This window comes from Streptomyces sp. NBC_00249 (genome assembly GCF_026342355.1).
GTDB lineage: Bacteria > Actinomycetota > Actinomycetes > Streptomycetales > Streptomycetaceae > Streptomyces.
This window is the reverse complement of sequence record NZ_JAPEMV010000006.1, coordinates 200,829-227,033: the sequence shown is the minus strand read 5'-3', so window position 1 is coordinate 227,033 and position 26,205 is coordinate 200,829. Positions and strand designations below refer to the sequence as shown.

The 26,205-nt window shown below is 74.6% G+C and carries 21 protein-coding genes; 11 read left to right on the top strand and 10 right to left on the bottom strand.

Going from position 1 to position 26,205, the window contains the following annotated elements:
* Positions 1-22: 22 nt before the first annotated feature.
* Both OOK31_RS25885 and OOK31_RS25880 read left to right on the top strand, forming a co-directional pair.
* Positions 23-1,591, top strand: a complete 1,569-nt coding sequence (locus tag OOK31_RS25885; protein ID WP_267089749.1) for a class I adenylate-forming enzyme family protein — start codon at positions 23-25, stop codon at positions 1,589-1,591.
* Positions 1,588-3,174, top strand: coding sequence for an FAD-dependent monooxygenase (locus OOK31_RS25880; protein ID WP_267089748.1), 1,587 nt, complete (start codon positions 1,588-1,590; stop codon positions 3,172-3,174). The genes OOK31_RS25885 and OOK31_RS25880 overlap by 4 nt, the downstream gene beginning before the upstream one ends.
* 96 nt (positions 3,175-3,270) lie before the next feature.
* Here OOK31_RS25880 and OOK31_RS25875 read toward each other — a convergent pair whose 3' ends face one another.
* Entirely contained in the window at positions 3,271-4,758 is a 1,488-nt protein-coding gene (locus tag OOK31_RS25875; RefSeq protein WP_267089747.1) for a PLP-dependent aminotransferase family protein, read from the bottom strand.
* A gap of 46 nt (positions 4,759-4,804) precedes the next feature.
* Between OOK31_RS25875 and OOK31_RS25870 the strand changes: the two genes are divergently transcribed.
* Both OOK31_RS25870 and OOK31_RS25865 read left to right on the top strand, forming a co-directional pair.
* Complete coding sequence (locus tag OOK31_RS25870; protein ID WP_267089746.1) at positions 4,805-5,257, top strand: carboxymuconolactone decarboxylase family protein; 453 nt, start codon at positions 4,805-4,807, stop codon at positions 5,255-5,257.
* A 154-nt stretch (positions 5,258-5,411) separates the two neighbouring features.
* Positions 5,412-6,647 (top strand): MFS transporter, encoded by a 1,236-nt coding sequence (locus OOK31_RS25865; protein ID WP_267089745.1) that lies wholly within the window; start codon positions 5,412-5,414, stop codon positions 6,645-6,647.
* Between the two features lie 176 nt (positions 6,648-6,823).
* On the opposite strand, the gene OOK31_RS25860 is transcribed toward OOK31_RS25865, so the two are convergent.
* The 7 genes from OOK31_RS25860 to OOK31_RS25830 form a co-directional block, all read right to left on the bottom strand.
* On the bottom strand, positions 6,824-8,029 hold the full coding sequence (locus OOK31_RS25860) for an NAD(P)/FAD-dependent oxidoreductase (RefSeq protein ID WP_267089744.1): 1,206 nt from the start codon (positions 8,027-8,029) through the stop codon (positions 6,824-6,826).
* Positions 8,026-9,465 carry an FAD-dependent oxidoreductase gene (locus OOK31_RS25855; protein WP_267089743.1) on the bottom strand — a complete coding sequence of 480 codons (1,440 nt, stop codon included), beginning with the start codon at positions 9,463-9,465 and terminating at the stop codon, positions 8,026-8,028. Before OOK31_RS25855 ends, OOK31_RS25860 begins: the two co-directional genes overlap by 4 nt.
* Complete coding sequence (locus OOK31_RS25850) at positions 9,462-11,570, bottom strand: molybdopterin oxidoreductase family protein (protein WP_267089742.1); 2,109 nt, start codon at positions 11,568-11,570, stop codon at positions 9,462-9,464. The genes OOK31_RS25855 and OOK31_RS25850 overlap by 4 nt, the downstream gene beginning before the upstream one ends.
* Complete coding sequence (locus OOK31_RS25845; RefSeq protein WP_267089741.1) at positions 11,560-12,945, bottom strand: MFS transporter; 1,386 nt, start codon at positions 12,943-12,945, stop codon at positions 11,560-11,562. The genes OOK31_RS25850 and OOK31_RS25845 overlap by 11 nt, the downstream gene beginning before the upstream one ends.
* A 186-nt stretch (positions 12,946-13,131) precedes the next feature.
* Entirely contained in the window at positions 13,132-14,652 is a 1,521-nt protein-coding gene (pcaB, locus tag OOK31_RS25840; protein WP_267089740.1) for a 3-carboxy-cis,cis-muconate cycloisomerase, read from the bottom strand.
* Entirely contained in the window at positions 14,652-16,643 is a 1,992-nt protein-coding gene (locus OOK31_RS25835; RefSeq protein ID WP_267089739.1) for an FAD/NAD(P)-binding domain-containing protein, read from the bottom strand. The genes pcaB and OOK31_RS25835 overlap by 1 nt, the downstream gene beginning before the upstream one ends.
* 45 nt (positions 16,644-16,688) lie before the next feature.
* A complete protein-coding gene (locus tag OOK31_RS25830; RefSeq protein WP_267089738.1) occupies positions 16,689-18,176 on the bottom strand; it encodes a class I adenylate-forming enzyme family protein in 1,488 nt (495 codons plus the stop codon).
* On the opposite strand from OOK31_RS25830, the gene OOK31_RS25825 reads away from it, so the two are divergent.
* Positions 18,162-18,308: a hypothetical protein gene (locus OOK31_RS25825; protein ID WP_267089737.1), complete on the top strand. Its 147-nt coding sequence runs from the start codon at positions 18,162-18,164 to the stop codon at positions 18,306-18,308. The genes OOK31_RS25830 and OOK31_RS25825 overlap by 15 nt on opposite strands.
* Positions 18,309-18,352: 44 nt before the next feature.
* On the opposite strand, the gene OOK31_RS25820 is transcribed toward OOK31_RS25825, so the two are convergent.
* Together OOK31_RS25820 and OOK31_RS25815 are read right to left on the bottom strand one after the other, a co-directional pair.
* Entirely contained in the window at positions 18,353-18,892 is a 540-nt protein-coding gene (locus tag OOK31_RS25820; protein WP_267089736.1) for an SRPBCC family protein, read from the bottom strand.
* A 120-nt stretch (positions 18,893-19,012) separates the two neighbouring features.
* Positions 19,013-19,987 (bottom strand): NADPH:quinone reductase, encoded by a 975-nt coding sequence (locus OOK31_RS25815; RefSeq protein WP_267089735.1) that lies wholly within the window; start codon positions 19,985-19,987, stop codon positions 19,013-19,015.
* 301 nt (positions 19,988-20,288) lie between these two features.
* Here OOK31_RS25815 and OOK31_RS25810 point away from each other — a divergent pair, with 301 nt between their 5' ends.
* From OOK31_RS25810 to OOK31_RS25785, 6 genes are all read left to right on the top strand, one after another.
* Positions 20,289-20,720, top strand: a complete 432-nt coding sequence (locus OOK31_RS25810; protein ID WP_267089734.1) for a GNAT family N-acetyltransferase — start codon at positions 20,289-20,291, stop codon at positions 20,718-20,720.
* 100 nt (positions 20,721-20,820) lie between these two features.
* The gene (locus tag OOK31_RS25805; protein WP_267089733.1) at positions 20,821-21,288 is read left to right on the top strand and encodes a hypothetical protein; all 468 of its coding nucleotides are present in this window, start codon (positions 20,821-20,823) and stop codon (positions 21,286-21,288) included.
* 5 nt (positions 21,289-21,293) lie between these two features.
* Positions 21,294-22,508, top strand: coding sequence for an NAD(P)/FAD-dependent oxidoreductase (locus OOK31_RS25800; RefSeq protein ID WP_267089732.1), 1,215 nt, complete (start codon positions 21,294-21,296; stop codon positions 22,506-22,508).
* Between the two features lie 79 nt (positions 22,509-22,587).
* Positions 22,588-24,117 carry an FAD-binding oxidoreductase gene (locus tag OOK31_RS25795; RefSeq protein ID WP_267089731.1) on the top strand — a complete coding sequence of 510 codons (1,530 nt, stop codon included), beginning with the start codon at positions 22,588-22,590 and terminating at the stop codon, positions 24,115-24,117.
* A 115-nt stretch (positions 24,118-24,232) separates the two neighbouring features.
* Positions 24,233-25,771, top strand: a complete 1,539-nt coding sequence (locus OOK31_RS25790) for an APC family permease (protein ID WP_267089730.1) — start codon at positions 24,233-24,235, stop codon at positions 25,769-25,771.
* Between the two features lie 10 nt (positions 25,772-25,781).
* The gene (locus OOK31_RS25785; protein ID WP_267089729.1) at positions 25,782-26,204 is read left to right on the top strand and encodes a universal stress protein; all 423 of its coding nucleotides are present in this window, start codon (positions 25,782-25,784) and stop codon (positions 26,202-26,204) included.
* The last annotated feature ends 1 nt before the right edge of the window (position 26,205 follow it).

The window sequence follows — 26,205 nt, the reverse complement described above, 5'->3', positions numbered from 1 at the left end:
CGCACCGCGAAGGAGCTCCGCAATGCTTCCCGTCAACGGCAGTGACAAGGGCCTCTACATGGGTCTCGTCGCCGAGCGCGCCGCCCAGGACCACGGCGACAAGCTGATCATCCTCGACCACGACCTGGACCTCTTCCCCGGGGCCGGCCGCCGCATGACCTTCGCCGACCTCGCCGAGTACATCGACGACACCGCCGCCCGCCTGTACGCCGCGGGCGTCCGGCGCGGCGAGCACGTCGCCCTCCACAAGTCCAACGGCTTCGACATCAACATCCTGTCGTCCGCCGTCGCCCGCCTCGGCGCCGTCCCCGTCCAGCTCTCCCCGTACCTCGACGCCGACAGCGTGCTCGCGCTGCTGCGCCGCCTCGGAGCGCCCTTCCTGGTCACCGACACCGACAAGCTCGACGGCTCCTTCGCCGACGCCCCCCTCGCCGAGATCACCAGCCAGGTGATCATCGTGGCGGGCTCCCGCCCCGGCACGGTCTCCCTCGCCGACCTGGCCGGCTCCCCGCGCCAGGACGCGGTCGTCCCGCACCTGGACCTGCCCGCGCTGATGACCCACACCTCCGGGACCACCGGCCTGCCCAAGCTCGTCGTCCACTCCGCCCGGACCCTGCACGGCCGTTACCGCCCCCAGGCCAAGCTCTTCGACATGATCCGCGAGCACGAGACGGTCGCCCTGCACGTCAGCTACGTCCACTCCCGGATGCCGCTGGCCCTCGCCGTCCTGCTGCCCCGCGGCAACCCGATGGTCATCATGAACGACGCCGAGCCCGAGCACGCCGCGAAGCTGTGGGCCGAGACCCGCCCCGGCTTCATCGAGTCGCACCCCAACTCCTTCATGGAGTGGGAGGTCCTCGCCGACCACCCGCTGCGGCCCCTCGCCAACGTCAAGTACTTCAGCACCACCTTCGACGCCATCCACCCCAGCACCATGCACAAGCTGCTGCACGCCACCGACCGCAGCTCGCCGCTCTTCTACCAGATCTACGGACAGAGCGAGACGGGCCCGCTCGTCGGCCGCGGCTTCACCCGCGCCACCGCCCACGGCGCCGACGGCCGCTGCCAGGGCTACGCCTTCCCCTCCGACACCAAGTTCCGTCTCGTCAGCCGCAACGGACAGCCCGTCACCCGGGAGAACCCCGGCTACATCGACGTCCAGGCCGCCGGCCGGGCGCTCGGCTACTTCGGCGAGCGCGAGCGCTACGACACCCAGGTGCACGGCGGCTGGTGGCGCGGCATGGACCTCGGGTACCGCACCGAGGAGGGCTGCCTGCACCTCCTGGACCGCGAGGTCGACTCCATCCCCGGCATCTCCTCGACCCTGGAGATCGAGGACACGGTGCTCGGCCGGCTCGACGAGCTGACCGAACTCGTCGTCGTCCCCGGACCGGGCGAGGCCGGCGTCCCCGTCCTGTGCACCCGCGACGACCTGCCGCTGGACCGCGAGCGCTGGCGCACCGCCGCCGCCGAGTGGCCGCAGCTGGCCGAGCCCGTGCAGATGAAGCTCTCCGAGCTGCCCCGCACGGCCACCATGAAGGTGCAGCGCCTCGAACTGAGCGCGCGCCTGCGGCGACAGGCAGCCCGGTGACGGAGCGCACCGCCGCCGCCGGCACCGCCGGCTCCGACGTGGACGTACTGATCGTCGGAGCCGGCCCCACCGGACTCCTCGCCGCCTGCGAACTGCTGCGGCGCGGGGTCCGGGTCCGGATCGTCGACCGGGCCGCCGAGGCCGCCACCGTCCCCAAGGCGCTGTCCCTGTGGCCCCGCGTCCGCGACATCCTCACGGACCTCGGCGTCGGCGAGGCCGTCGAGGAAGCCTCCGTACCCGTCCGGGCCTTCCGGTACTTCTCCGACCGCAAGCCCGTTGCCTCCCTCACCTTCACCGACGAGCTGGCCGCCCGCCAGCTCCCGCAGCCCGAGACCGAGCGCATCCTCACCGAGCGGCTGCACTCCCTCGGCGGGAAGATCGAGCGCGGCGTCCGGCTGCTCTGCCTGGACGAGGTCGACTACTCGGGGCGGATCGTGCCCGGCGCCACCGTCACCGCCGTCCTGGAACACGGTGACGGCCTCGTCGAACGCTTCGCCGCCCCCTTCGTGATCGGCGCCGACGGCGCGGGCAGCGACGTCCGGCGGCAACTGGGCATCGGCTTCGAGGGATCCACCTACGAGATGGCCTTCGCGCTGCTCGACACCCGCATCGACGGGTACCTGCCGCCCGACGAGATCTCCTACTACCAGAGCACCTCCGGCACCCTGGTCGTCGTCCCCCAGCCCGACGGGGTCTTCCGCTTCCTGTCCGTCATGCCCGAGGGCACCCGCCTGACCCGCGCCGACATGCAGGCCCTCATCGACACCCGGGGACCCCACGGCGTACGGATCACCGAACCGGTCTGGGAGACCGTCTTCCGGGTGCACGCCCGGCGGGCGAGCGAATTCCAGCGCGGCCGGGTCTTCCTCGCCGGGGACTCCGCGCACGTCCACAGCCCGGCCGGCGGGCAGGGCATGAACAACGGCCTCCAGGACGCGCACAACCTCGCCTGGAAGCTCGCGGCCGTCCTCGCCGGGGAAGCCCCCGCCGAACTGCTGGAGAGCTACGGCGAGGAACGCGTCGAGGCCACCGGGCGGATCGTCCGCGACACCGACCTGCACACCCGGGCCCTGACCGCCCGCAGCCGCCGCCGCGTCGCCCTGCGCGACACCGCGATGCGGCTGCTGGACCGCACCGGCGCCGCCGCCCGGCTCTACGCGCCCGTGATGGCGGGACGCAGGCTCGCCTACACCCCGCGGCGCGAGACCCAGCAGCCCGCCGCCGGGACCTGCCGGGTACGGGACCGCCTGCCGGGCGGGCTCCGCGCCGGGTCGGTGTTCCCCCGCCCCGCGGCCCTCGCCCTGGGCCTGGCCGGCCCCGGGACCGAGCCCGCCGGCTGGACCCTGCTGCTGCGCCCGCCCGCCCGCGACACCGGCTGGGCGGCCGCCGCCGAGGCCGCCGTCAGCCCCTGGCCGGGGCTGCGGATCCTGCGGGCCACCCCGGCGCTGCCCGGGGCCGGGGCCCTGTGCGCGCACCCCGGCTACTACCTGGTCCGCCCCGACGGCCACATCGCGGCCCACGGGCACGCGGACGACCTGGACCGGCTGGAGACCGAACTGGGCCGGTCCCTGGCCAAGGCCTGACCGCCCGGCCGTCCCCGCAACAACCCTCAGAGCGCCGCCACCCGGTTTCCCGACCGGGCGGCGGCGCTCTCGTGTTTCCGGGCGTCCCGGCCCCGCTCAGCCCCGCCTGCGCACCGGCACCGACTCGTCCGGCTCCTGCGGCGGGTCCGGCAGGGCCAGGCACAGCGCGTCCAGGGCCGCCGCGAACGCGTGGTCGGGCGGGGTGCCGTAGCCGAGGACGAGCCCGTCCCGCGGGGTCATGGAGCTGTCCGGGTGCCGGTAGGGCCGCAGGCCGTCCAGGGCGAGGCCCTGCCGGCGGGCCGCGCGCAGGGCCGCCTCCTCGGTGTCCGGCGGCAGCTCCAGCACCGCGTGCAGCCCGGCCGCGACCCCGCTGACCTTGATGTGCGGGGCCTCGGCCGCGAGCCGCGCCGCCAGCTGGTCCCGCCGGCGCCGGTAGATCTGGCGCATCCGGCGCAGGTGGCGGTCGTAGCCGCCCGAGGAGATGAACTCGGCCAGGGTCAGCTGGTCCGTGACCCCCGACCACATCTCGCGCGGCCCCTTGACCGCGAGCACCTCGTCCACGAGCCAGCCCGGCAGCACCATCCAGCCCAGCCGCAGCGCGGGCGACAGGCTCTTGCTGGCGGAGCCGATGTACACGATCCGGTCCGGGTCCAGGCCTTGGACGGCGCCGACCGGCTGGCGGTCGTAGCGGAACTCGCCGTCGTAGTCGTCCTCGACCACCACTCCACCGGTCGCCCGCGCCCAGTCCACCACCGCGGCCCGCCGCTCGGGGTGCAGCGGCCCCCCGGTGGGGAACTGGTGCGCCGGGGTGAGCAGTACGGCCCTGGCGCCCGTGCCCGCCAGCTCCTCGACGCGCGCGCCGGTGCTGTCCACGGTCAGCGGCACCGTCTCCAGCCCGGCCTCCTCCAGCACCTCCCGGTGGAAGGCCAGCCCGTACGACTCGACGGCGACCGGCCCCGTCAGGACCTTCCCCAGCAGCCCCAGCCCGTGCGCGAAACCGGAGCAGACGACGATCCGGTCGGGCGCCGTGCGCACCCCCCGCACCCGCGCCAGGTACTCCGTCAGCGTGCGGCGCAGCTCGATGCGCCCGCGCGGGTCACCGACCCCGAACGCGTCGTGCGGGGCGGCGGCCAGGGCCCGCCGGGCGGCGCCGATCCAGGCCGTACGGGGGAAGGCGGAGGCGTCCGGCGAGCTGGGCATCAGGTCGTGGACGGTACGCCGGTGCGTGGGCCGGGCCGGGCCGCGCGCCTGGTCCGCCTGGAGCGGGGCCGCCCGCTTGGCGACCCGGGTCCCGGAGCCCTGGCGGGCCGACAGCCAGCCCTCCTCGACGAGCTCCGCGTAGGCGTCGGCGACGGTGTTGCGGGCGATCCCGAGGTCGACGGCGAGCGCCCGGTAGGGCGGCAGCCGGGTGCCGGGCGCGAGCCGGCCCGAGTGGATGGACTCGCGTAACGCGTGCATCAGCTGGTTGCGCAGACTGCCTTCGCCGCTGAGCTCCAGGTGCAGGTCACTGCCGGTGCCGGCGGACTGTGCGGGGGTGGTCGGGGAAGGGGTCCCGGAGGGCGGATTGACCCATGATCTCTGCATGGGAATGCACCCTACTCGGGGCCGATTGCGCCCTTAGATTCTTCACATGACCACTTTTCAGGTTCCTGAGCGCATGAACTTCTCCGCCGTCGCCCCCAAGATCTTCAAGGCCGTCCTCGCCCTCGACGGGGCCGCCCGCCAGGGTCTGGACCCGGTCCTCCTGGAGCTCGTCCAGATCCGCGCCTCGCAGATCAACCGCTGTGCCTACTGCATCGATTACCACACCGGCGACGCCCGCAAGGGCGGCGAGTCTGAGGAGCGCATCTACCAGCTCTCCGCCTGGCAGGAGTCGAGCCTGTACACGGTCAAGGAGCGCGCCGCCCTCGCCCTCACCGAGGAGGTCACCCTCCTGCCCGGCGGCGTCACCGACGCCGTCTACGACGAGGCCGCCCAGCACTTCGGCGAGGAGGAGCTGGCGCACCTGATCGCGCTCATCTTCACCACGAACGCCTGGAACCGGATGAACGTCGCGACCCGCAAGACCCCCGGCACCGAATAGGCCGCCCGGTCGACGACCGTCCCAGACCCCATAGCGACGAACCAGGGCGGTGGCCTCCGCCTGCCAGGCCGGGCCACCGCCCCCAGCATGCCCGCACACCCCCGAAAACCGTCTCCCGGCACCAGAGGGGGACCGCCGACAAAGGAATGACACCGTGGCTACCCTCTCCTCCGTACCGGGCACCCCCCAGAAGGAGCCCTCCGCCGTCCGCGGCTGGCTCGCCGTCCTGGCCGTGACCCTCGGCATCTTCTCCCTGATGACCTCCGAGCTGCTCCCCGTGGGCCTGCTGACCCCGGTCGGCTCCGCCCTTGACGTCTCCGAGGGCACCGCGGCCCTCATGGTCACCGTCCCCGGGCTGGTCGCCGCGATCTCCGCCCCGCTGGTCACCGTCGCCACCGGGAAGTTCGACCGCCGCCTCGTGCTGGTCATCCTGATCGCCATCGTGGGCCTCGCCAACCTGGCCTCGGCCTTCGCCACCAGCTTCGCGGTCGTCCTCGTCGCCCGTTTCCTGATCGGCATCAGCGTCGGCGGCTTCTGGTCCATCGCGGGCGGCATCGCCCTGCGCCTGGTCCCCGAGCGGCACGTGGCCCGCGCCACCGCCGTCATCTTCGGCGGCGTCGAGACCGCCTCCGTCCTCGGCGTGCCCACCGGCACCTTCCTCGGCGACCTCTCCGGCTGGCGCACCGCCTTCGCCGCGGTCGGCGGACTCGGCCTGGTGGCCCTCGCGGCCATGCTGTTCCTGATGCCCAAGGTCCCCGCCGAGCGCACCATCACCTTCGGTGACCTCCCCAAGGTGTGGAAGAGCAACGCCGGCGTCCGCATCGGCATCGCCATCACCTTCCTCGTCATCACCGGCCACTTCCTCGCCTACACCTTCGTCCGCCCGCTGCTCCAGGACGACGGCGTCAGCGACAGCATGATCGGTGTCCTCCTGCTGGTCTTCGGAGTCGCCGGCATCACCGGCAACTTCATCGCCGGCGCCCTGATCGCCAAGCGGCTGCGGCAGACCGTCGTCGGCATCGCGGTGGTCCTCACCGCGGCGATGCTGCTGCTCGCCTTCGTGGGCAACACCACCCTGACGGCCGCGGTCATCCTGGTCCTGTGGGGCCTGGGCTACGGAGCCGTCCCGGTCACCTTCCAGACCTGGATCCTCGACGCCGCCCCCGACGCGACCGAGGCCGCCTCCTCCCTCTACGTCTCCACCTTCAACCTGTCGATCGCCCTCGGCGCCCTCTTCGGCGGCTTCGCGGTCGACAACCTGGCCACCGTCAGCGTCCTGTACATCGGCGCCGGACTGGCCCTGGTGACGCTGCTGGTGGTCGGCCGCCGCAGCAGCGCCCCCGCCGCCACCGAGCAGGCCGCCGAGCCCGCCACCGTGACGGCCCACTGATCGTCCGCCCCGTACATCACCGTCCCCCGCGGGCGGGGTGGACAGCCGGACGCGGCTCCGAAACCGGAGCCGCGTCCGGCCTTTTCGTCGTTCAGGGCCGTGGGCCGAGACCCGCCCCGGAACGGCTCCGCCCCGGTCCGTGGTACGGGCCGGGGCGGAGGGGGAGAGGAGAGCGGTCAGGCCAGCAGGAGTTCCGGCGGGCCGGTCAGTTCGTGGCCCAGCATCGCGCGCAGTTCCCCGTACGCGTGGGCGTCGCCGGCCAGGACCCCGCCCAGCAGGGTGCGGCCGTCGGAGGAGAGGACCAGCTTCGCGTACGTGGCGGCCGCCAGGTCCTCCCGTACGAAGGACAGCGCGCCCTCCGTCCGGGCGTGGACGTCGCCGAAGCCGGCCACCTCCACCCCGAACACCTTCAGCTTCGCCGAGGCGTCCGCGCCCGGGAACGGCGCGGCCGGGCGGTCGGCGAGGAGCTGACGGGCCACGCTCTCGGCCATCAGGTACCCGGGGGCCACCAGGCCGTGGCAGCGGCCCTCGACGGCCGCGCACTCACCGATCGCCCAGATCCGCTCGTCCCCGGTACGGCAGTACGCGTCCACCAGGAACCCGCCCCGCTCGCCGCGTTCGAGCCCGGCCGGGCCGGCCAGTTCGTCGCGCGGGCGCACCCCCGCCGAGAACACCACGCTGCGGGCCTCCAGGAAGCTCCCGTCGGACAGGGCCACCCCGCACACCCGGCCGTCCGGGCCCGCGTCCACGGAGGCGACGCTCACCCCGCAGTGCACGCGCATGCCGAGGCCGCCGACGAGGCGCGCCAGCACCGCGCCGCCGCCCTCGTCGATCTGGAGGGGCATCAAGTGCGGGGAGAGCTCCACCACATGAGGGGTCATACCCAGCGAGCGCAGTGCCTGCGCGGCCTCCAGGCCGAGCAGCCCGCCGCCGATCACCACCCCCGCGGCCCCCGGTACGGAGGCCTCCCGCAGGGCGTCGAGATCGGCGATGGTGCGGTAGGTGAAGGCGCCCGGCAGCTCGTGTCCGGGCACCGGCGGCACGAACGGCCGCGAACCGGTGGCCAGGACGAGCGCGTCGTAGCGGACGGCGGAGCCGTCGGCGAAGCCCACCGTGCGGGCCCCGCGGTCGAGGGAGACCACCGGCGAGGACAGCCGCAGGTCGATCCGGGGATCGTCCAGCAACTCGGGCCCCGCGAGGGTCAGTTCCTCGGCGGTCCGGCCGGCCAGGTACGACGAGAGCGCCACGCGGTCGTACGCGGGGCGCGGTTCCTCGGAGGCGACCACCACACGCCAACGGGCGGACTGGTCGTCCGCCCGCAGGTGTTCGATGAGCCGGTGCGCCGTCATCCCGTATCCGACGACGACCAGGGTGCGTTTCATCCGTTTGCCGTTCCTTCCATGGGTTGCGGTACTTCCGGGTCCGGGTCCGGGTCCGGGGCTTCGGCGAGCTGTCCGCACAGTCGGCGTACCGCCGGCAGGCAGGTGCCGCAGCCCGTCGTGGCGCGGGTCGCGGCGGCCAGCGCGGGCAGCTCGCGCGCCCCCTGGTGCCATGCCTGTGTCAAGGCCTTGCGGGTCACTCCGTTGCACTGGCAGATCACGGCCGTCTCCGGCAGCTCCCCGGAGGCGGCGTAGCCCCCGGCCGAGCCGAGCAGCAGGGCCAGCCGGTCGCTCTGCACCGGCCGGTCCCCGGCGTACAGCCGCCCGACGGCGGCCACGGCGCGCGGGAACCCGACGACGGTCCCGGAGTGGATCCGGTCGCCGCGCAGCCGCAGCCGGGCGTACCGGCCGCGCGCGGGATCCGAGAGCGTGACGGTCTCCTCGCCCTCCACGGGCTCCGCCCCGAAGGCCCCGCGCGGGCCGACCACCGTCAGGTCCAGGCCCGCTACGCCAGGCCGCAGCACCCGCCGGGCGGGCCGGTACGGGGTGTCCGTACCGGTGAGCAGGGCGGCCAGGGCGTCCGCCTGCTCCCACGCGGAGGCCAGGGAACTCCCCGGCGCCCCGGCCGCTTCGGCGCAGTCCCCGATGGCGTGGACCAGCGGGTCGGAGGTCCGCAGCCGGTCGTCCACGACGATCCCGCGCCGCACCCGCAGGCCCGCCGTGCGCGCCGGTCCCGTCTCGGGGACCTCGCCCGCGCACACCAGCAGCGTCGCCGCCGCCAGCACCCGGCCGTCGTCCAGCAGGGCCTTGCCCTCCTCCCGGCCGACGACCCGGCGCCCGGTCTCGAGCAGCACCCCGGACTCCTCCAGGGCGTGCGCCAGTACGGCGGCGGCCGGGCCTTCGAGGTCGCGGTGGGCGAGCCGGGGCCCGGGGTGCACCAGCGTCACCTCGTGCCCACAGCGCCGTAGGGCGGCCGCGGCGGCCACCCCGCGCAGACCGCCCCCGGCGACCACCACGGGCCCCTCGGGCGGTGGCGCGGCGTCGGCGAGGGAGCGCAGGGTCCGCACCCCGGGGGCGTCGAAGCCGGGCGGGCGCGGCCGGGCGCCGGTGGCCAGCACCAGCACCCCGTACGGGTGGACGCTCCCGTCGGCGGTGCGCACCCGCCGGCGGGCCCGGTCGATGCCGGTCACGGGGGCCGAGGTGAGCACCCGTACGCCGGGCGGCGCCGGGGCCAGGGACAACGCGCCCGGCGGCAGGGTGCCGTCGAGCACGGACAGCAGCCCGGCCCGGTGGTACGCGGCCACGGGCTCGGCCCCGAGCACGGTCACCGGACCCCGGTGGCCGAGCCGGACCAGGGACTCCACCAGGCGGTGCGCGGCGGTCCCGTTGCCGACGACCACGACGGGGCGGTCGGTCACCGGGCTGTCGATCCCGCTCACGAGGCCTCCTGCCACGCTTCGAGACGTACGGCGGCCAGTTTGAACTCCGGCATCCCGCTCACCGGGTCCAGCGCGGCCCCCGTCATCAGGTTGGCCCGGCCGGCGCCGGGGAAGTGGAACGGGACGAAGACGGTGTCGGTGCGCAGGGCCGGCGCGTGCCGGACCCGGGCCACCACGGCCCCGTGCGCCGAGACGACCCGGGCGAGCGCGCCCTCGGCCAGCCCGCAGCGCGCGGCCGTGTCCGGATGCACCTCGACGAAGGCCTCCGGTGCGGCGGCCGCCAGTTCGGGCACCCGGCGGGTCTGCGCCCCGGACTGGTAGTGGGCCAGCACCCGGCCCGTGGTCGCGTACAGCGGCAGCCGCGCGTCGGGGGCCTCGGCGGAGTCCCGGTGCTCCACGGCGGCGAACCGGGCCCGCCCGTCGGGGTGGGCGAAGCGGTCCAGGAACATCCGGGGCGTGCCCGGGTGCGGGGCAGTGGGGTCCGCGTCGGCGGCCGGGCAGGGCCAGTACAACTCCTCGCCCGTGTCGAGCCGTTCGTAGCTGATCCCCGCGTAGTCGGCGCGGCCCCCGGCGGAGGCCCGGCGCAGCTCGTCGAAGACGGCGCGCGGCGCGGTGGGGAAGCGGTCGGGGCGCTGGCCGAGGCGGACCGCCAGGCCGTGCAGCACCTCCAGGTCGGTGCGCACGCCCGGCGGCGGGTCGAGGACCGGCCGGCGGCGCAGCACCCGACCCTCCAGGCTGGTCAGGGTGCCCTCCTCCTCGGCCCACTGGGTGACGGGCAGCACCACGTCGGCCAGCGCGGCGGTCTCGGAGGGCACGAAGTCGGCGACGACGAGCAGGTCCAGCGCGTTCAGCCGGTCGGTGACGTGCCCCGCCCGGGGCGCGGACACCACCGGGTTGGAGCCGAACACCAGCAGCGCCCTGGGGCCTTCGGGCGTGCCGAGGGAGTCCAGCAGCTGGTAGGCGCCGACCCCGGGACCCGGCAGCGAGTCCGGGTCCACGCCCCACACGCCCGCGACGTGCGCGCGGGCCGCCGGATCGGTGATCATCCGGTAGCCGGGCAGCTGGTCGGCCTTCTGGCCGTGCTCACGGCCGCCCTGGCCGTTGCCCTGCCCGGTCAGGCAGCCGTAGCCGCTGCCCTCGCGGCCCGGCAGGCCCAGCGCCAGCGACAGGTTCACGAAGGCGGCGACGGTGTCGGTGCCCTTGCTGTGCTGCTCGGCGCCGCGCCCGGTGAGCACGTAGCGGCGCCCGGCCTCCGCCAGCATCCGTACGGCCTGCCGCTGTTCGGCGACGGGCACCCCGGTCACCGACTCGACCCGCTCCGGCCACCAGGGCAGGGCACGCTGCCAGGCCTCGTCGAAGCCGGTGGTGCGCTCGTCGAGGTAGCGCTTGTCCAGGTGGCCCTCGGTGACGGCGAGGTGGAACAGGCCCAGTGCCAGGGCCAGGTCGGTGCCGGGCACCGGCTGGAGGTGCAGGGCGGCCAGCTCGGCGGTGCGGGTGCGGCGCGGGTCGATCACGATCAGCTCGGCGCGGGTGAGGTGGCGCATCAGCGGGGGCATGGTCTCCGCCGGGTTGGCGCCCGCCAGCATGATCACGTCGGCGTGGCCGAGGTCCGCGGTGGGGAAGGGCAGCCCCCGGTCGAGGCCGAAGGCGGCGTTCCCGGCGGCCGCCGCCGAGGACATGCAGAAGCGCCCGTTGTAGTCGATCCGGCTGGTGCCCAGTGCCACACGGGCGAACTTCCCCAGCTGGTAGGCCTTCTCGTTGGTCAGTCCGCCGCTGCCGAACACCCCGACGGCGTCCGCGCCGTGCGCGGCGCGCAGCTCCCGCAGCCGGCCCGCGACGAAGTCGAGCGCCGTGTCCCAGTCGGCGGGGGCCAGTTCGCCGTCGGCGCCGCGCAGCAGCGGGGTGCGCAGCCGGTCCGGGGCGCGCAGCACCTCGGGGGCCGTCCAGCCCTTGCGGCACAGCCCGCCGTCGACGGGGTCGGCGGGCCGCACCGTGACCTCCCCGCCCTCGCGGCCCTCGTGGCGCAGTACGGTCGCGCACTGGAGCGCGCAGTACGCGCAGTGCGTGGCGGCGGTCCGGGCGGCGGGGGAGTGTTCAGCGGACATGGGCCGGCCTCCGCTCGCGGGAGGGCGCGGGGGTGTTGGCCGTACGCCGCGCGGGGCGCAGGTACACGAACCAGGTGACCGCCATGCACAGGGCGTAGTAGCCGAGGAAGGAGGCGAACGCGACCGTCCCGCTGCCGTGTTCGCCCTCGTACGCGGAGCGGAAGGCCAGGTTGATGGCGACCCCGCCGAGCGCGCCGACCGCACCGGCGATGCCGATGGCCGCGCCGGAGATCCGGCGGGCGCGGGCGAAGGCCCGGGCGGCCTCGCCCCCGGAGGTGATGGTGGCCTCGGCCTCGGCCGCCGCGGCGGCCGGGATCAGCTTGTAGGTGGAGCCGTTGCCCAGGCCGCTGAGCACGAACACGACCGTGAAGGCGGCCACGAACGCCCCGAACGACCCGGCCCGCGAGGCCAGCAGCAGCCCGCCCGTACCGGCCGCGAGGGCGACGAACGCCCACAGGGTCACCCGGGCGCCGCCCCACCGGTCGGCGAGCTTGCCGCCCAGCGGACGCGACAGCGAGCCCAGCAGCGGGCCGATGAAGGTGTACGAGGCCGCCTCCAGCGGGGTCGAGCCGAACTCGTAGCGCAGCACCAGGCCGAAGGCGAAGCCGTAGCCGATGAAGGAGCCGAAGGTGCCGACGTAGAGGAAGGAGATCCACCACGTGTGCCGGTTCGCGGCGGCCTCGCGCAGCGCCCCGGGCTCCGCCCGCACCGCGTCGACGTTGTCCATCAGCAGGGCGGCGAGCAGCGCGGACAGGGCGATCAGCGGGAGGTAGACGGCGGCCACGTACGCGGGGTGGGTGTCCCCGACGGTGGAGATCACCAGCAGGCCCAGCAGCTGCACCACGGCCACGCCGAGGTTGCCGCCGCCCGCGTTCACGCCGAGCGCCCAGCCCTGCCGGTTCTGCGGGAAGAAGGTGGTGATGTTGGTCATCGACGAGGCGAAGTTGGCGCCGCCCGCCCCGGCCGAGGCACCGATCAGCAGGAACACCCACAGCGGGGTGCCGGGACGCTGGACGAAGACGAGGGCGAGCACGGCCGGCACCAGCAGCACGCCGGACGCGAAGACCGTCCAGTTGCGGCCGCCGAAGCGGGTCACGGCCCAGCTGTAGGGCAGCCGCAGCACCGCGCCCACCAGGGTGGGCACGACCACCAGCAGGAACTTCTCCCCGGGGGTGAAACCGAGGCCGATCTCCGGCGACATGAACAGCACCAGGACCGACCACATGCTCCACACCGAGAAACCGATGTGCTCGGAGAGCACGGACAGCACCAGGTTGCGGCGCGCGATCCGCTTGCCGGTGCGCTCCCAGTACTCCTCGTTCTCCGGGTCCCAGCCTTCGATCCACCGCCCGGACACGGGTCGTCGGGTCTTCATGGTCTCCTCGGTCTCCTCAGCTGACGGAAAGGGGATTGCGGGGGCGTACCCGGCGACGCGCGCGGCGCCGGACGTACGGACGGGCGTGCCGCGCGGACCGGACGGGATCCGCACGGCACGCCCGCGGGACGGGCGCCGCCGTGGCGACGGGACCCCGGGCGCGGAGGCGTCCGGGGTCCCGGGCGGTCAGGGCTTGAGCGCCCGGTCCACCAGGGCGCCCGCCGCGCCGGTGTACCCGGCGGGGTCGCACAGGGCCGCCACCGCGGCCGGGCTGAGCACCCCCGCCAGTTCGGGCGCGGAGGCCAGCACCTCGGCCAGCGGGCGCCCCTCGGCGGCGGCCGCCGCGGCGGCCCCGTCCATCAGCCGGCGGGCGACGGCCTTGCCGAGCCGGGGGGCCAGGACGGCCGCCACCCGCTCGGAGGCCACCTGGCCGCCGGTCAGCTCCAGATTGGCCCGCATCCGATCCGGCCTGACCTCCAGGCCCTCGGCGAGCTCGGCCGCCGTGTACGAGGCCCCGCCCACCAGGCGCAGGCACTCCCGCAGCAGCAGCCACTCGGCGTGCCAGGCCCCCGCCGACCGTTCGTCCTCCGACACCAGCGAGGCCGTCAGGGCCCCGGCCAGCGCGGGCACCTGCAGTGCGGCGCTGCGGATCAGGGTGGACAGCACCGGGTTGCGCTTGTGCGGCATGGCGGAGGAACTGCCCCGCCCGGCCCCGCCCGGCTCGGCGACCTCGCCGACCTCGGTACGGGCCATGCCCTGCACGTCCACCGCGATCTTGCCGAGCGCGCCCGCCGTGAAGGCGAGCGCGGCCGCCAGGTCCGCGAGCGGGGTGCGCAGGCTGTGCCAGGGCAGCGCCGGACGGGCCAGGCCCGTCTCCGCGGCGTAGGCGGCGGTCAGCCGGTCGTAGTAGGAACCGGGGTCTTGGAGCCCGCCGGGCCCGTCGGCGGCGTCGAGCACCGCGTACTGGAGGTACCCGGCGAGGGTGCCGGCCGCCCCGCCCAGGGCGACGGGCAGCCCGTGCTCCTGGACCCGGGTCAGCCGCTCCTCGGCCTCCCGCACCAGGCGCAGCCAGCCCGCCGCCTTCAGCCCGAAGGTCGTCGGCACGGCCTGGAGCGCCATGGTGCGCCCGGCGATCAGCGTGTCCCGGTGCTCCCCGGCGAGGGCGGCCAGCGCCTTCCCGGTGCGCTCCAGGTCGTCCCGTACGAGGGCCAGCGCGCGGAACGCGACCAGCATGGCCCCGGTGTCGAAGATGTCCTGGCTGGTGGAGCCCCGGTGCACGTACTCGGCGGCCTCCGGGGCGTCCGCGGCGACCACCGCCGTCAGCGCCCGGACCAGCCCGACGACGGGGTTGGCCGTCTCCCGGGCCGCCAGGGCCAGTTGGCGCAGGTCCAGGCGTTCGGCGCGGGCCGCCTGCGTGATGGCGTCGGCGGCGGGCCAGGGCAGGGTGCCGAGGCGGGCCTGGGCCCGGGCGAGGGCGGCCTCGGCGTCCAGCATGGCCTGGAGCCACGCCGGGTCCCCGGTGGCCGCCTCCACGGGGGTGCCGGCCCGGACCGGTGAGAGGAGCCCGGAGTCGGGCGCCACCCCGGGCCCGGACTCACCGCCGGCCGCCGGGCCCGGTGCCGGCCCGGCGCCGGAGGCGGGCCCGGGCCGGGACCCGGCGGGGCCCACGAGGCGCAGACCGCCCGTGCCGCCCTGGCCGCCCGGCATCAGACGATCACTCCGGTGAGGTCGGTCCCGGCGTCCACCGGGGCCAGCCCGGCGGGCACGTGGGCCACCGCGGGCAGGTCCAGCACCGCTCGGGCGATGGCGTCGGAGTCGCCGAGCGTCACGGAGTCCACCCCCGGCCGGATGCCGGCCGCCGTCACCCAGTGCACCGACTCGGTGGGCACCCCGTAGGCGAACCGCCTCGGGTGCGCCCGGCCGCGCGCGTCGAGCATGTGGAACGGCCGCTCGGTCACGGCGAGTCCGCCGGTCTCGTAGCTGCCGCCCTGCTCGGCCTCGATGCGGTACGGGGCCGCCTGGTCGGTGTCGAGCAGGTGCCGCAGCAGCGGGTCGGCGGTGCGCCGCAGGTCCGGCTCGGGCAGCCGCGCCTCGATCAGCGCGGTCGCGCGGATCGCCGGCCCCGGGACCACGCCGGACTCGGCGACGTACAGCTGCGCGGTGGTGTCGATGCGCACCTGGACACCCGGGCCGAGGACGGTCAGCACGCCCGCCTCGATCAGCGCGCCCATCTCCTCGATGCGCGAGGCCGGCGGGCCGATCGACAGGAAGGCGTTGAGCGGGGTGTACCAGCCCTCCAGGTCGTCCCGGTGCGAGGTGCCCTCCAGGCCGCCGTGGTCGACGGCGAGGCGGATCTCGTTGCGCAGGTCGCGCAGGACGTCCAGGGCCGCCTTCACGGGACCGCTGACGTTGCCCTCCTTCGCCGCGACGACGTCCCGCGCCAGGTACTCCAGCAGCCAGGCCGTGAAGTCCTCGCGGCCGGTGAACTCCCGGTCCCCGTACGGGCGGGAGAGCCCCTCCCAGTCCCAGTGGTCCGCCGCACCGATGCCGTGCTCCGCGAGCAGCGGGGCCGGGTCGGCGTCCGGCTCCAGGGCCAGGTACCGCGCGGTGAACTCCTCGCGTACGGCCGTCTGTCCGCGCTGCGCGAGGAGGGTGGCGTAGTAGACGCCCTCGACCTCGCGGGAGATCAGCGGCCACAGGTCGGCGCCGAAGGTGACGGGCCGGCCGCCCCGCGCGTCCCGCTTGAGCGCGGAGATGAACTCGGCGGTCAGCAGCCGCGGGTAGTAACGGCCGTGCGCGCCCTTCTCGTTCTCCCCGCGGGCGTGGTACGGGATCCCGCGCCGGGAGAACGCGTACAGCCGGGGCTCCCGCCCGGACGGCCGGTAGACCAGCTGCTCGCCCTCGCGGACGAAGGTGCCGCCGCGGCCCGCGGTGAGCAGGGCCATGTGGTCGAAGAAGTTGAGGCCGAGCCCCCGCAGCAGGACGTTCTGACCCGCCTCGATGCCGCTCAGGTCCAGGTCCGCCGGGTTGGCCGGGGTGAGGTACGTCAGGTGGTGGATGCGGGCCAGGCTGGCCGTACGGGCCTCGCGGCTGGTCAGCCGGGCCGGTACGTGTCCCTGCGCCATCACGATGGCGTCGAGGGAGTTGAGGCGGACCCCGTTCTCCAGGCGGACGCCCTGCGGGCCGCCCGGCACCCCGTGGGTGTCGGCCATCGCCACGGCCCGGGTGCGGTGCACGTGCACCGTGACGTGGCCCGGGGCGCTCTCGACGACCCGGCGGAAGCAGTCGCCCAGGTAGGTGCCGTAGAAGGCGCGCGTCGGATAGGTGTTGGGGCCCATCCGGCGGGCCTCGGCGAGGGTGGCCTCGTCGTGGGTCTCGCGGTCACCGAGCAGCGCCAGGCCCTGCGCCCACTCGTACAGGCTCGGCCCGGGCTCGATGGGGCCGTCGATGCGCACGCTCTCGTCCGTGAACACGGTGATCTGCGAGGCGACGGTGTTCATCAGCAGCTGCCGGGACTGGGCGGTGCGCCACACGGTGCCCGCGCCCGGCGCCGACGGGTCCACGACGTGCACGACGACGGCCTCGCGCGAGGGCGCGGTCCGCTCGGCGGCGATCAGCCGCTCCAGGACCGACAGCCCGCGCGGTCCGGCGCCGACGACGGCCAGCTCGATCCGGCTCTTCTTCGCATGCGAAGTCATTGGGGGGTCTCCCCTTCCTGCGTTCCCGCGACGGTGCGCGAGGGGCTAGTGGGCGGATTCCTGCGCGCCGAGCAGACGGGCCAGCTCAAGGCGCTTGATCTTCGTGGTCGCGGTCTGCGGGAGGTCCTCCAGCCGCCACTGCACGGGGTCGGCGAGCGGCGGCAGCCCGGCCACGGCCGACCGCCAGGCGGCCAGGTCCAGCGGCTCGTCGTCCCGGGTGCTCACCACGGGCACGGCGGTGCCGTCGGGGCCGGGGATGATGATGACCTCGACGAGCTCGGGCACGCGGGTGAAGAGCTTGTCCTCGATCTCCAGCGTGCTCTTGACGCCCGGGATCTCGTCGACCTCGCGGTCCAGCAGGTGCAGGCAGCCCCACTTGGTGCGGAAGCCGACGTCGCCCATCCGCCACCAGCCGTCGTTGACCTGCTTCTCCCAGCGCTGGTGCTCGCCGAGGTAGCTGATGATGCGGCCGTCGCTGCGGACCTCGATCCAGCCCGGGTTGTCCTTGTCCGGCGGGTTGCCGTCGCGGCTGACGACGCGCACCCCGGTCATCCCGGGGAACGGCACGCCCACGCAGCGCCCGTTGAAGTCGGCGCCGTCCTTGAGGGAGTACGTACGGGCCGCGATCGGCCCGACCTCGCTCTGCCCGTAGGCCTGCGCGAAGCGGCGGTTCTTCCGGGCGGAGGCCTGGAGCAGCCGGTTCACGGTCCGGGGGTGGATCGCGTCGAAGGTGCTGGAGAAGTACTTGACGTTGGCCAGCGGCCGGCGCGGGTCCTCGGCGAGCACCTCCCAGCGCAGGAAGGTGTTGGGGTGCGCCTCGATGAACCCGGGCGGCACCTGGCTGAACAGGTCGCCGACCGTCTTCGGGTCGTCGTCGCGCAGCACGATCAGGGGGTGGCCCTGGAGCACCGCGATGGGCATGGCCGTGAACATCCGCGAGTGGACGAACGACACGTGCACGGCGATCGGTTCGCTGCGCCGGACCGCCGTGGACACCACGGTGGCCTGCGGGCGGTAGCGCGCCTGGAAGCTGGTGCCGGTGTGCACGGCGAGCTTCGGGGTGCCGGTGGTGCCGGAGGTGTGGGTGATCAGGGTGGGGTGGTCGGCGGGCATGCTCACGGCCGGCACCCGGGGAGCCCCGGCCAGCGCCGCGAACGCGGTCGCGCCCTCGAAGGTGCCGGAGGCGAGCAGCACCTGCCGGGACAGGTCCATGACCTCCGCCGGCAGCGAGTTCTCCAGCTTGTCCTGGTCGGTCACCAGGAAGGGCCGCCCCACGCGCCGCAGCAGTTCGGCGACCGTCGCCCCGTCGAGCTTGGGGGAGAGCAGCACCGGAACCGCCCCGATCCGGGCGATCGCGCAGGCCAGCAGGGTGATGTCGAAGCCGTCGCCCTTGTGCACCACGACGTGGTCGCCGGGGCGGACCTGGACCGACCACAGCCGGGAGGCCAGCTCGGCCACCAGCTCGGCCACCTCGGTCAGCGTGGCGCGGCGCCCGAACTGCGGGGCGATGTCGAGGTCGTGATCGAGGATCACGAAATTACCGGGATGCCGGGCGGCCGCGCGATCGAACAGCGTGCCGAGGCGGATTCCCTTGTTACCTATGCGCTGGAGAAACATCCGTCACTCTCTCGTCTTGAATTCCCGGTCCTGGATTTCCGGTCGTGAATTCTCTGAAAGGGCTCTTCTGGGAGGGTTTTCGATATCCGATGTCAGCTCTTCTCGATGACGTCCCGGATACGGAGGAGAGTCGCGTCGAGATCCTGCTCCAGCTTCGCCGTCCAGTCCTCCACGAAGCGCTTGCGGCCGTCCTCGTCCAGATCGGCGACGATCTTGTGGATGCCGGCGGTCGCCTTGCCCATGCGGAAGTGGTGGGTGAGGACCGTGCCCTCGCCGTCCGCCGCGACGTCGAAGCCCCAGATGCTCTCCTGGTCCTCCTGCGCGTGCGTCAGCATCATCCAGCGGAAGGTCCGGCCGGGCTCGGCCGCCGTGACCCGGGCCTCGGTGTACCAGGTGCCGCGGACCAGCGGGGCCCAGGAGACGACCTGCTCGCTGCGCAGGTTCTCGCCGCGGAAGACCGAACCGACCTGCGAGGGCTCCCCGGAGATCCATTCGCCGCCCATGCACTCCGGGCTCCACTCGGCGCTGCGCGGCAGGTCGCTGACGACCGCGTAGACCTGCTCCGGGGTGGCCTTCACGCGGATGTCGGCGGAGAGTTCGAAAAGCGGGGAGGTTTCGATGATGTTCGTCATGGCTGAAATCCTGTCTTCGGCGATCCGGCCGGTCAACGGCCGAAAAGGAGATCCGTCAGGTCGGTTGTCCGGACCTGAATTCCAAAAGCGAATGAATCATGTGATGCGAGTCGTCTGGTATCAGCGGACGCGCAGGACGAGCTTTCCGCGCACGGCGCCCTCGTCGAGGCGGCGGTGCGCCGTGCCCGCCTCGCTCAGCGGCAGCACCTCGGTGGCGTGCGGTTTCAGCACCCCGTCCGCCAGCAGGCGGTTGATGTTCGCGGCGGCGTCCGCCAGTTCGTGGGTGCGGGCGTGGGAGATGGCGAACCCGTGCACCGAGCGGTCCTGGAGGTACAGGGCCCCGGCCGGCAGCACCGGGCGGGTGCGCAGCCCCGCGAGGATCACGATCCGGCCGCGGGAGGCCAGCAGCTCGACCGCCGTCTCCAGGTCGTTGCGGCCCGAGGTGTCGATGTGGAGGTCCACGCCGTCCGGCGCGGCCTCCCGGACCAGGGAGGGCAGGTCCTCCTCCCGGTAGTCGACGACGTGACCGGCGCCGAGGGAACGGACGTACGCCGCGTCCCGCCCGGCCGCGACGGCTATCACCCGGGCGCCCGCCCGCGCGGCCATCACCACCGCCGCGCTGCCCACGTTGCCGGCGGCGCCCAGGACGAGGACCGTCTCGCCGGCCCGGACCCGGCCGTGCGTGAACAGGGCCAGGTGCGCGGTCGCCGCCGGGTGCGCGAGGGCCACCGCGTCGACCGCGTCCACCCCCGGCGGCAGGTGGTAGAGCCGGTCCGCCGGTACGGCCACCTGCTCGGCCGCCGCGCCCTGGCGTCCCGCGTGGCCCAGGCTGTTGCACCAGACCCGGTCGCCGGGCGCGAAACCGGGGGCGCCCGGACCGGCCGCGACGACGGTGCCGACGACGTCCCGCCCGATGACGAACGGGAACGGCACCGGGGTGCGCCAGGCGCCCGAACGCACGAAGGTGTCCACATGGTTGACCGCGGTGACCTCGACGTCGACCAGCACCTCGTCGCCGCGCGGCACGGGCGGGGGCAGCTCGCCGTAGCGGATGGCGTCCGGAGGGCCGAGTTCTTGGATGTAGGCAGCTCGCATGCCCCGGATTCTGGTGCGGGGGAAGGGGCCCCGGGCCGCCGGAGGCGATCACCGCCCGAGGTCTGTCACCTCCCCGGCGCTGGTGTGTCACCTCCCCGGCCCGCGACGGCCCGGGCCCGTCAAGTCCCCGCCGGACACGTCAAGTCGCACGAGCCGCCGCCTCGACCCCCACTCCGCCGCCCACCCGTAACCTCCCCCCATGCCCCCGCCCCCGGCAGCCCCCACACCCCCGCCCACCCCTGGCACCTCACCAGGGCCCGTCACCTCGCCCGCGACCGTGCCCCCGGTCGGGTCCGCAGGCGTGACGCTGGTCCGGCTGGCCGCCGGTGATGCCCGGGTGCTCGCCGATGTGGGCCCGCTGATCAGGGTGCTGCGGCCCGCGCTCGACGCGGAGGGCTTCGCCCGGTTCGCCGCCGAAGCGCAGGCGCAGGGGCTGGAGTTCACCGCCGCCTACGACGCGGCCGGCCGCTGTCTGGGAGCGGCGGGCCACCGCGTCCTGGCCACCAGCCGGGGCCGGGTGCTCTTCGTCGACGACCTCGTCACCGACGCCGGCCGACGCTCGGGCGGCATCGGCGAACGCCTGCTGGACGGGCTGAAGTCCCTGGCCCGCGCGCGGGGCTGCGTGCGCATCGAGCTGGACTCGGGCGTCACCAACCAGCGGGCCCACCGCTTCTACCACCGGCACGGACTGACGATCAGCGCCCTCCACTTCGCCGTGGACACAGGCAGGTAGTCCCCCCACGTCCGCCGGCACCCAGAGCCATCGGCCCCGGGCCCGGGTGGCCTTGCCGGTCCTTGGTCGCGCCCTGCGCGAGGCCCCGCACGCTGGCCGCATGACCAAGCACGCCCCCACCCCGGCCCGTTCCGCCGCCGCGGAGCCGGCCGCCGCGACCCGTGTCCGTCCTCAGACGCCCGCGCGGTCGGACACGTACGACCCCGCGTCCCCGGAGCCGGCCGACCTGATCGCGGCCCTGCGGCAGGACGCCGACGCGGACCGCTGGGCGCCCACCGCCCTCGAACTCCGGCTCTGTGAGCTCCTGTTGACCGCCTCCGCAGGAGACGGCACCCTCACCGCACCCCGCATCCGGGCCGCCCTGGCCGAAGGGGCGATGAGTTTCATCACCGAGAACGGCGGCAGGGTCGCCGCCCTGCTGGCCTCCCTCCTGCCCCTCCTGGCGGAACCCGGCACCAGCCCCGCCCGCGCAGCGGTCGTCGACGCGGCGTACACCCTGCTCGACCGGATCACCCTCCTCGCCCGGCCCGCCGCAGGCGCAGGCGCCGGCAGACGCGCCGAAGGCTAGGGCCGATGCCCGACATCCTCGTCATCGGCGGGGGCTTCGCCGGAGTGTGGGCGGCCGCGGCGGCCGTGCGCGGACTCCAGGAGGCGGGCGCGAGCCGCTCCGTCGCGCTGGTCAGCCCGGGCGACGACCTCGTGCTCCGGCCGCGCCTCTACGAGGCAGACCCGCACACCATGCGGGTCCCGCTGAGCCGCGTCCTCGACCCCGTCGGCGTCCACCGCACCGCCGCCACCGTCACGGCGATCGACACCGCCGCGCGCCGCGTCACCGCCACGGACGGCGCCGGACGCCCCCTCACCCTGCGCTACGACCGCCTCGTCCTGGCCAGCGGCAGCCGCCTGGTCCGGCCCGCCCTGCCCGGCGCCGGCCTGATGTTCGACGTCGACGACATGGACGCCGCCACCGCCCTGGACACCCACCTGCACGGGCTGCCCCGGCGCGCCCCGGGGCCGGGCCGGTACACCGCCGTCGTCGTCGGTTCCGGCTTCACCGGCCTGGAGACGGCCACCGAGCTCGTCGGCCGGCTCCGCGCCCTCGCCGCGCCCCACGGGGCCGCCGCCGAGGTCCGCGTGGTCCTCCTCGAACGGGCCGACGCCCTCGGCCCCGGCCTCGGCCCGGGCCCCCGCCCGGTGATCGCCGGGGCCCTGACCGCCCTGGGCGTCGAGACCCGGCTCGCCACCTCCCTGGAGCGGGTCGAGCCGGAGGCCGCCCACCTCTCCGACGGCACCCTGCTGCCCGCCCGTACCGTCGTGTGGACCGGCGGCGTCCGCGCCAGCGCCCTCACCACCCTGCTCCCGGCCGCCCGGGATCCGCTGGGACGCCTGGAGGTCGACGAGTTCCTCCAGGTCACGGGGGTGCCGGGGGTCTACGCGGCGGGCGACACCGCCGCCGCGCGGGCCGACGCCACGCACCTGGTCCTGCCGAGCTGCCAGTACGCGATCCCGCTCGGCAAACACGCCGGGCACAACGCCGCCGCGAGCCTCACCGGCGGGGCGCCGCTGCCGTTCCGGCCCGCCCCCTACGTCACCACCCTCGACCTGGGCGACGCGGGCGCGGTCTCCACCACCGGCTGGGAGCGGACCGTACGGCTCACCGGCGCGGAGGCCAAGACCCTCAAGCGGACCCTGACCGGTCAGTGGATCCGCCCGCCGCTGGACGACGCGGCGGAGCTGCTGCGCCAGGCCGACCCCGCCTTCCGCACCCGCCGCACCCCGGCCCCCTGAACCACCCCCATGAACCACCCCCCGTCCACCCCGCACCCGGGCCGGCCGCCCCGCGCGCCCGGCCGGAGGGAGAGCCCCCGTGATCAGCAGACGTACCCTCATCAGAGCCGGCGCCGCGACCGGCGCCGTCACCGCCCTCGCGGCCTCCGGCACGGCCTTCGTACCCGCCGCCCTCGCCGCCGGGGGCGTCCCCTTCGCCGCGCTGCGCGCCCGTCTCACCGGCGATCTGGTGCTCCCCGCCGACCCGGGCTACGACCTGGCCAAGCAGCTCCAGATGGCCCGCTACGACGTGATCCGCCCGCAGGCGGTCGCGTACTGCGCGAGCAGCGCCGACGTCGTGCACTGCGTCCGCTTCGCGCAGGACCACGGCCTGCCCACCGCCGTCCGCAGCGGCGGCCACAGCCAGGCCGGCTACTCGACCACCACCGGCCTGGTCATCGACGTCTCCCGGATCAACAGCATCCGCCCGGGCCGCTCCACGGTCCGCCTCGGCCCCGGCAGCCAGGGCGTCGACATCCTCAACACCCTGGCGCCCCTCGGCATCCAGCTCGGCTCCGGCACCTGCCCCACCGTCGCCGTCGGCGGCTGGGTGCAGGGCGGCGGCCTCGGTCTGACCGCCCGCGCCTTCGGCATGGGCAGCGACCGGCTGGTCTCCGCCCGGGTCGTCCTCGCCGACGGCTCCGTCGTGGACGCCTCCGCCACCGAGCACCCCGACCTGTTCTGGGCGCTGCGCGGCGGCGGCGGGGGCAACTTCGGCGTGGTCACCGACGTGGAGCTGCGGCCCGTCAACGTCCCCACCATGTCCGTGTACACGCTCACCTTCGACGGCACCCACGCCGTCGACGTGATCCTGGCCTGGCAGGACTGGATCACCTCGGGTCCGCGCGAACTCGCCTCCGAGCTGCTCGTCCTGCTCCCCGAGGACTCTCCCGAGGGCACGGCCCCCACCGTCGTGGTCTCCGGCGCCTACCTGGGCGCCCGCTCCACCGCCGACCGCCACCTCGACCGCCTCGTCACGGCGGCGGGCCGGCCCAGCGCCAGCCGCGAGGTCGCCGAGCTGCCGTACCAGCAGGCGATGATGAAGGTGTACGGCTGCGCGGACGGCACGGTCGAGGAGTGCCACCGCATCGGCTACTCGCCCCGGGCCCGGCTGCCCCGCGAGAACTACGCGACCTACCGCAACGTCTACTTCGACCAGCGCTGGACCCGCGCCACCGCCCAGGCCGCGCTCACCGCCCTGCAGGGCGACCCCCAGCCCGGCCAGTTCCGCTTCCTGGGGCTCTTCTCGTACGGCGGCCGGATCAACGAGGTCGCCCCCGGCGCCACCGCCTTCGTCCACCGCGACGTGCTCTTCGAGGCGGGCTTCCAGGTCGGTCTCACCGCCCCGGACCCCGCCCGCGAGCAGCGCGAACGCGCCCAGGCCTGGGTGGACGCCGGCTACGCCACCCTGTACCCGCGCTCCGCCCGGCGCTCCTACCAGAACTACATGGACCCGGCGCTGACCAACTGGCGCGAGGCCTACTACGGCCGCAACTACTCCCGCCTGCAGAGCGTGAAGCGCTCCTACGACCCGCACCGCTTCTTCCGCTTCGCCCAGTCCATCGACTGACCGCACCGGTCGACCGACCGCACCGGCCCGGCCCGGCGCCCCGGCCCGCCCGCCCCGCGACCCGGGCGGGCGGCCCCGCCTCGCGCGGCGGGGCCCGGTGCGTGACGATGCGTACATGGACGACGAGGACGGCGGCCCCGGCGGCAGGAGACCCGGCGAGGGGGTTCCGGCCGCCCCGGACCCCCCTGCCGAGCCGGGCCTGAAGGCCGGCGCGATCGGCTTCCTCGACGCGCTGGTCATCGGCCTGAACTCCACCTCGCCCGCCTACTCCCTGGCGGCCGTCATCGGCCCGATCGTGGCCCTCGTCGGCTTCTACGCACCCGGCGTGATGCTGGCCTCCTTCGTGCCGATGCTGCTGATCGCCGCGGCCTTCTACTACCTGAACAAGGTCGACCAGGACTGCGGCACCACCTTCTCCTGGGTGACCCGCGCCATGGGCCCCTGGGCGGGCTGGCTGGGCGGCTGGGCCATCACCATGACCGGTGTGCTGGTCATCGGCTCCCTCGCCGACGTCGCCGTCCACTTCGGGCTGCTCGCCGCCGGCCTCGACAGCTGGGCCTCCAACGAGCTGATCCGGCAGTCCCTCACCGTCGTGGTGATCCTCGTGATGACCGCGATCTGCGTGATCGGCACCGAGATGTCCGCCCGGCTCCAGGACGTCCTCATCCTCGCCCAGGTGTTCTTCCTGCTGGTCTTCGCCGTGGTCGCCCTCTACCGCGTCTACGCCGGCACCAGCACCCTCGACGGCACCACCCCCTCCCTCTCCTGGCTCAACCCCTTCGGCGCGGGCGGCACCGCCCTCACCGGCGGACTGCTGCTCGGCGTGTTCATCTACTGGGGCTGGGAGTCGGCGGTCAACCTGACGGAAGAGGTCGAGGACTCCGCGACCGCCCCCGGCAAGGCCGGCATCTGGTCGACGGTCGTACTGCTCGTGACGTACCTCTCCGTCGGCTACGCCGTCGTCGCCTACGCGGGGACGAAGTTCCTCACCGAGAACGCCGAGGAGGCCGAGGACGTCTTCGCCGTCCTCGCGCACGAGGTGATGGGCGGCTGGGACTGGGTGGTGCTCCTGGCGGTGTGCACCTCCGCCCTCGCCTCCACCCAGACGACGATCATCCCCGCCTCCCGCACCGCCCTGTCCATGTCCCGCCGGCACGCCCTGCCCCCGCACCTGGCCCACATCCACCCGCGTTTCCGCACCCCCGACGTCAGCACCTGGTGGGTCGCCGGCATCGCCATCGCCTGGTACCTCGTCGTCAACCGGATCAGCGAGAACGCCCTCCTCGACTCCCTGACGGCGCTGTCCCTGCTCATCGCCTTCTACTACGCCCTCACCGGCGTGGCCTGCGCCGTCTACTACCGCCGCCACCTGCTGGAGAACGCGCACAACCTGCTGCTCATCGGCATCGGCCCGCTCGTCGGCGCCGGTCTGCTGGCCTGGCTGCTGGTGGAGTCGATCAACGACATGTCGAACCCGCAGAACTCCGCCAGCGGCGTCTCCTGGTTCGGCCTCGGCCCGCCGCTCGTCATCGGGATCGGCATCGCCGTCACCGGCTTGCTCCTGATGTGCTTCTGGCGGGTCCGCGACGGCCGCTTCTGGCAGGAGCGGCGCGGCGTCGTCGACCCCGCGCTCGTGCACACCAGGAAGAACTGAGGAGTGACGGATGTCCGTGGTCCTGGGGTACGACGAGTCACCCGGCGCCGAACGCGCCCTGCGGGTGGCCCTGGAAGTGGCCACCGCCTTCGGGGAACCCCTCGTCCTCGTCTACGGGGCCGCCGCGCCCGGCGCCACCGGCGAGGAGTACCGCGCCCACCAGGAAGCCGTCCGCCAGGCCGGCCGCAGCGCCCTCGCCCGGGCCGTCGAGGCCGCCGACGAGGCGGGAGTCCCCTCGACGGTCGAGGTCGTCGACGAGAAACCGGCCCAGGCCCTGCTCGAAGCCGCCGAACGCCACCAGGCCCGGGTCATCATCGTCGGCAGCTGGGGCGACAGCCCGATCCGCGGCGCCCTGCTCGGCTCCACCCCGCACAAGCTCCTGCACCTCTCGCCGGTCCCCGTCCTGTGCGTCCCGACCGAGCACACCCCGTAGA

Bases quoted from the DNA above. Each gene is read 5' to 3' on its own strand.
- OOK31_RS25800 (WP_267089732.1), top strand. From the start codon at position 21,294: ATGCCCGACATCCTCGTCATCGGCGGGGGCTTCGCCGGAGTGTGGGCG.
- OOK31_RS25870 (WP_267089746.1), top strand. From the start codon at position 4,805: ATGACCACTTTTCAGGTTCCTGAGCGCATGAACTTCTCCGCCGTCGCC.
- OOK31_RS25835 (WP_267089739.1), bottom strand. From the start codon at position 16,643: ATGACTTCGCATGCGAAGAAGAGCCGGATCGAGCTGGCCGTCGTCGGC.
- OOK31_RS25875 (WP_267089747.1), bottom strand. From the start codon at position 4,758: ATGCAGAGATCATGGGTCAATCCGCCCTCCGGGACCCCTTCCCCGACC.
- OOK31_RS25805 (WP_267089733.1), top strand. From the start codon at position 20,821: ATGACCAAGCACGCCCCCACCCCGGCCCGTTCCGCCGCCGCGGAGCCG.
- OOK31_RS25850 (WP_267089742.1), bottom strand. From the start codon at position 11,570: ATGTCCGCTGAACACTCCCCCGCCGCCCGGACCGCCGCCACGCACTGC.
- OOK31_RS25785 (WP_267089729.1), top strand. From the start codon at position 25,782: ATGTCCGTGGTCCTGGGGTACGACGAGTCACCCGGCGCCGAACGCGCC.
- OOK31_RS25790 (WP_267089730.1), top strand. From the start codon at position 24,233: ATGGACGACGAGGACGGCGGCCCCGGCGGCAGGAGACCCGGCGAGGGG.
- OOK31_RS25815 (WP_267089735.1), bottom strand. From the start codon at position 19,987: ATGCGAGCTGCCTACATCCAAGAACTCGGCCCTCCGGACGCCATCCGC.
- OOK31_RS25845 (WP_267089741.1), bottom strand. From the start codon at position 12,945: ATGAAGACCCGACGACCCGTGTCCGGGCGGTGGATCGAAGGCTGGGAC.
- OOK31_RS25885 (WP_267089749.1), top strand. From the start codon at position 23: ATGCTTCCCGTCAACGGCAGTGACAAGGGCCTCTACATGGGTCTCGTC.
- OOK31_RS25860 (WP_267089744.1), bottom strand. From the start codon at position 8,029: ATGAAACGCACCCTGGTCGTCGTCGGATACGGGATGACGGCGCACCGG.
- OOK31_RS25820 (WP_267089736.1), bottom strand. From the start codon at position 18,892: ATGACGAACATCATCGAAACCTCCCCGCTTTTCGAACTCTCCGCCGAC.
- pcaB (WP_267089740.1), bottom strand. From the start codon at position 14,652: ATGCCGGGCGGCCAGGGCGGCACGGGCGGTCTGCGCCTCGTGGGCCCC.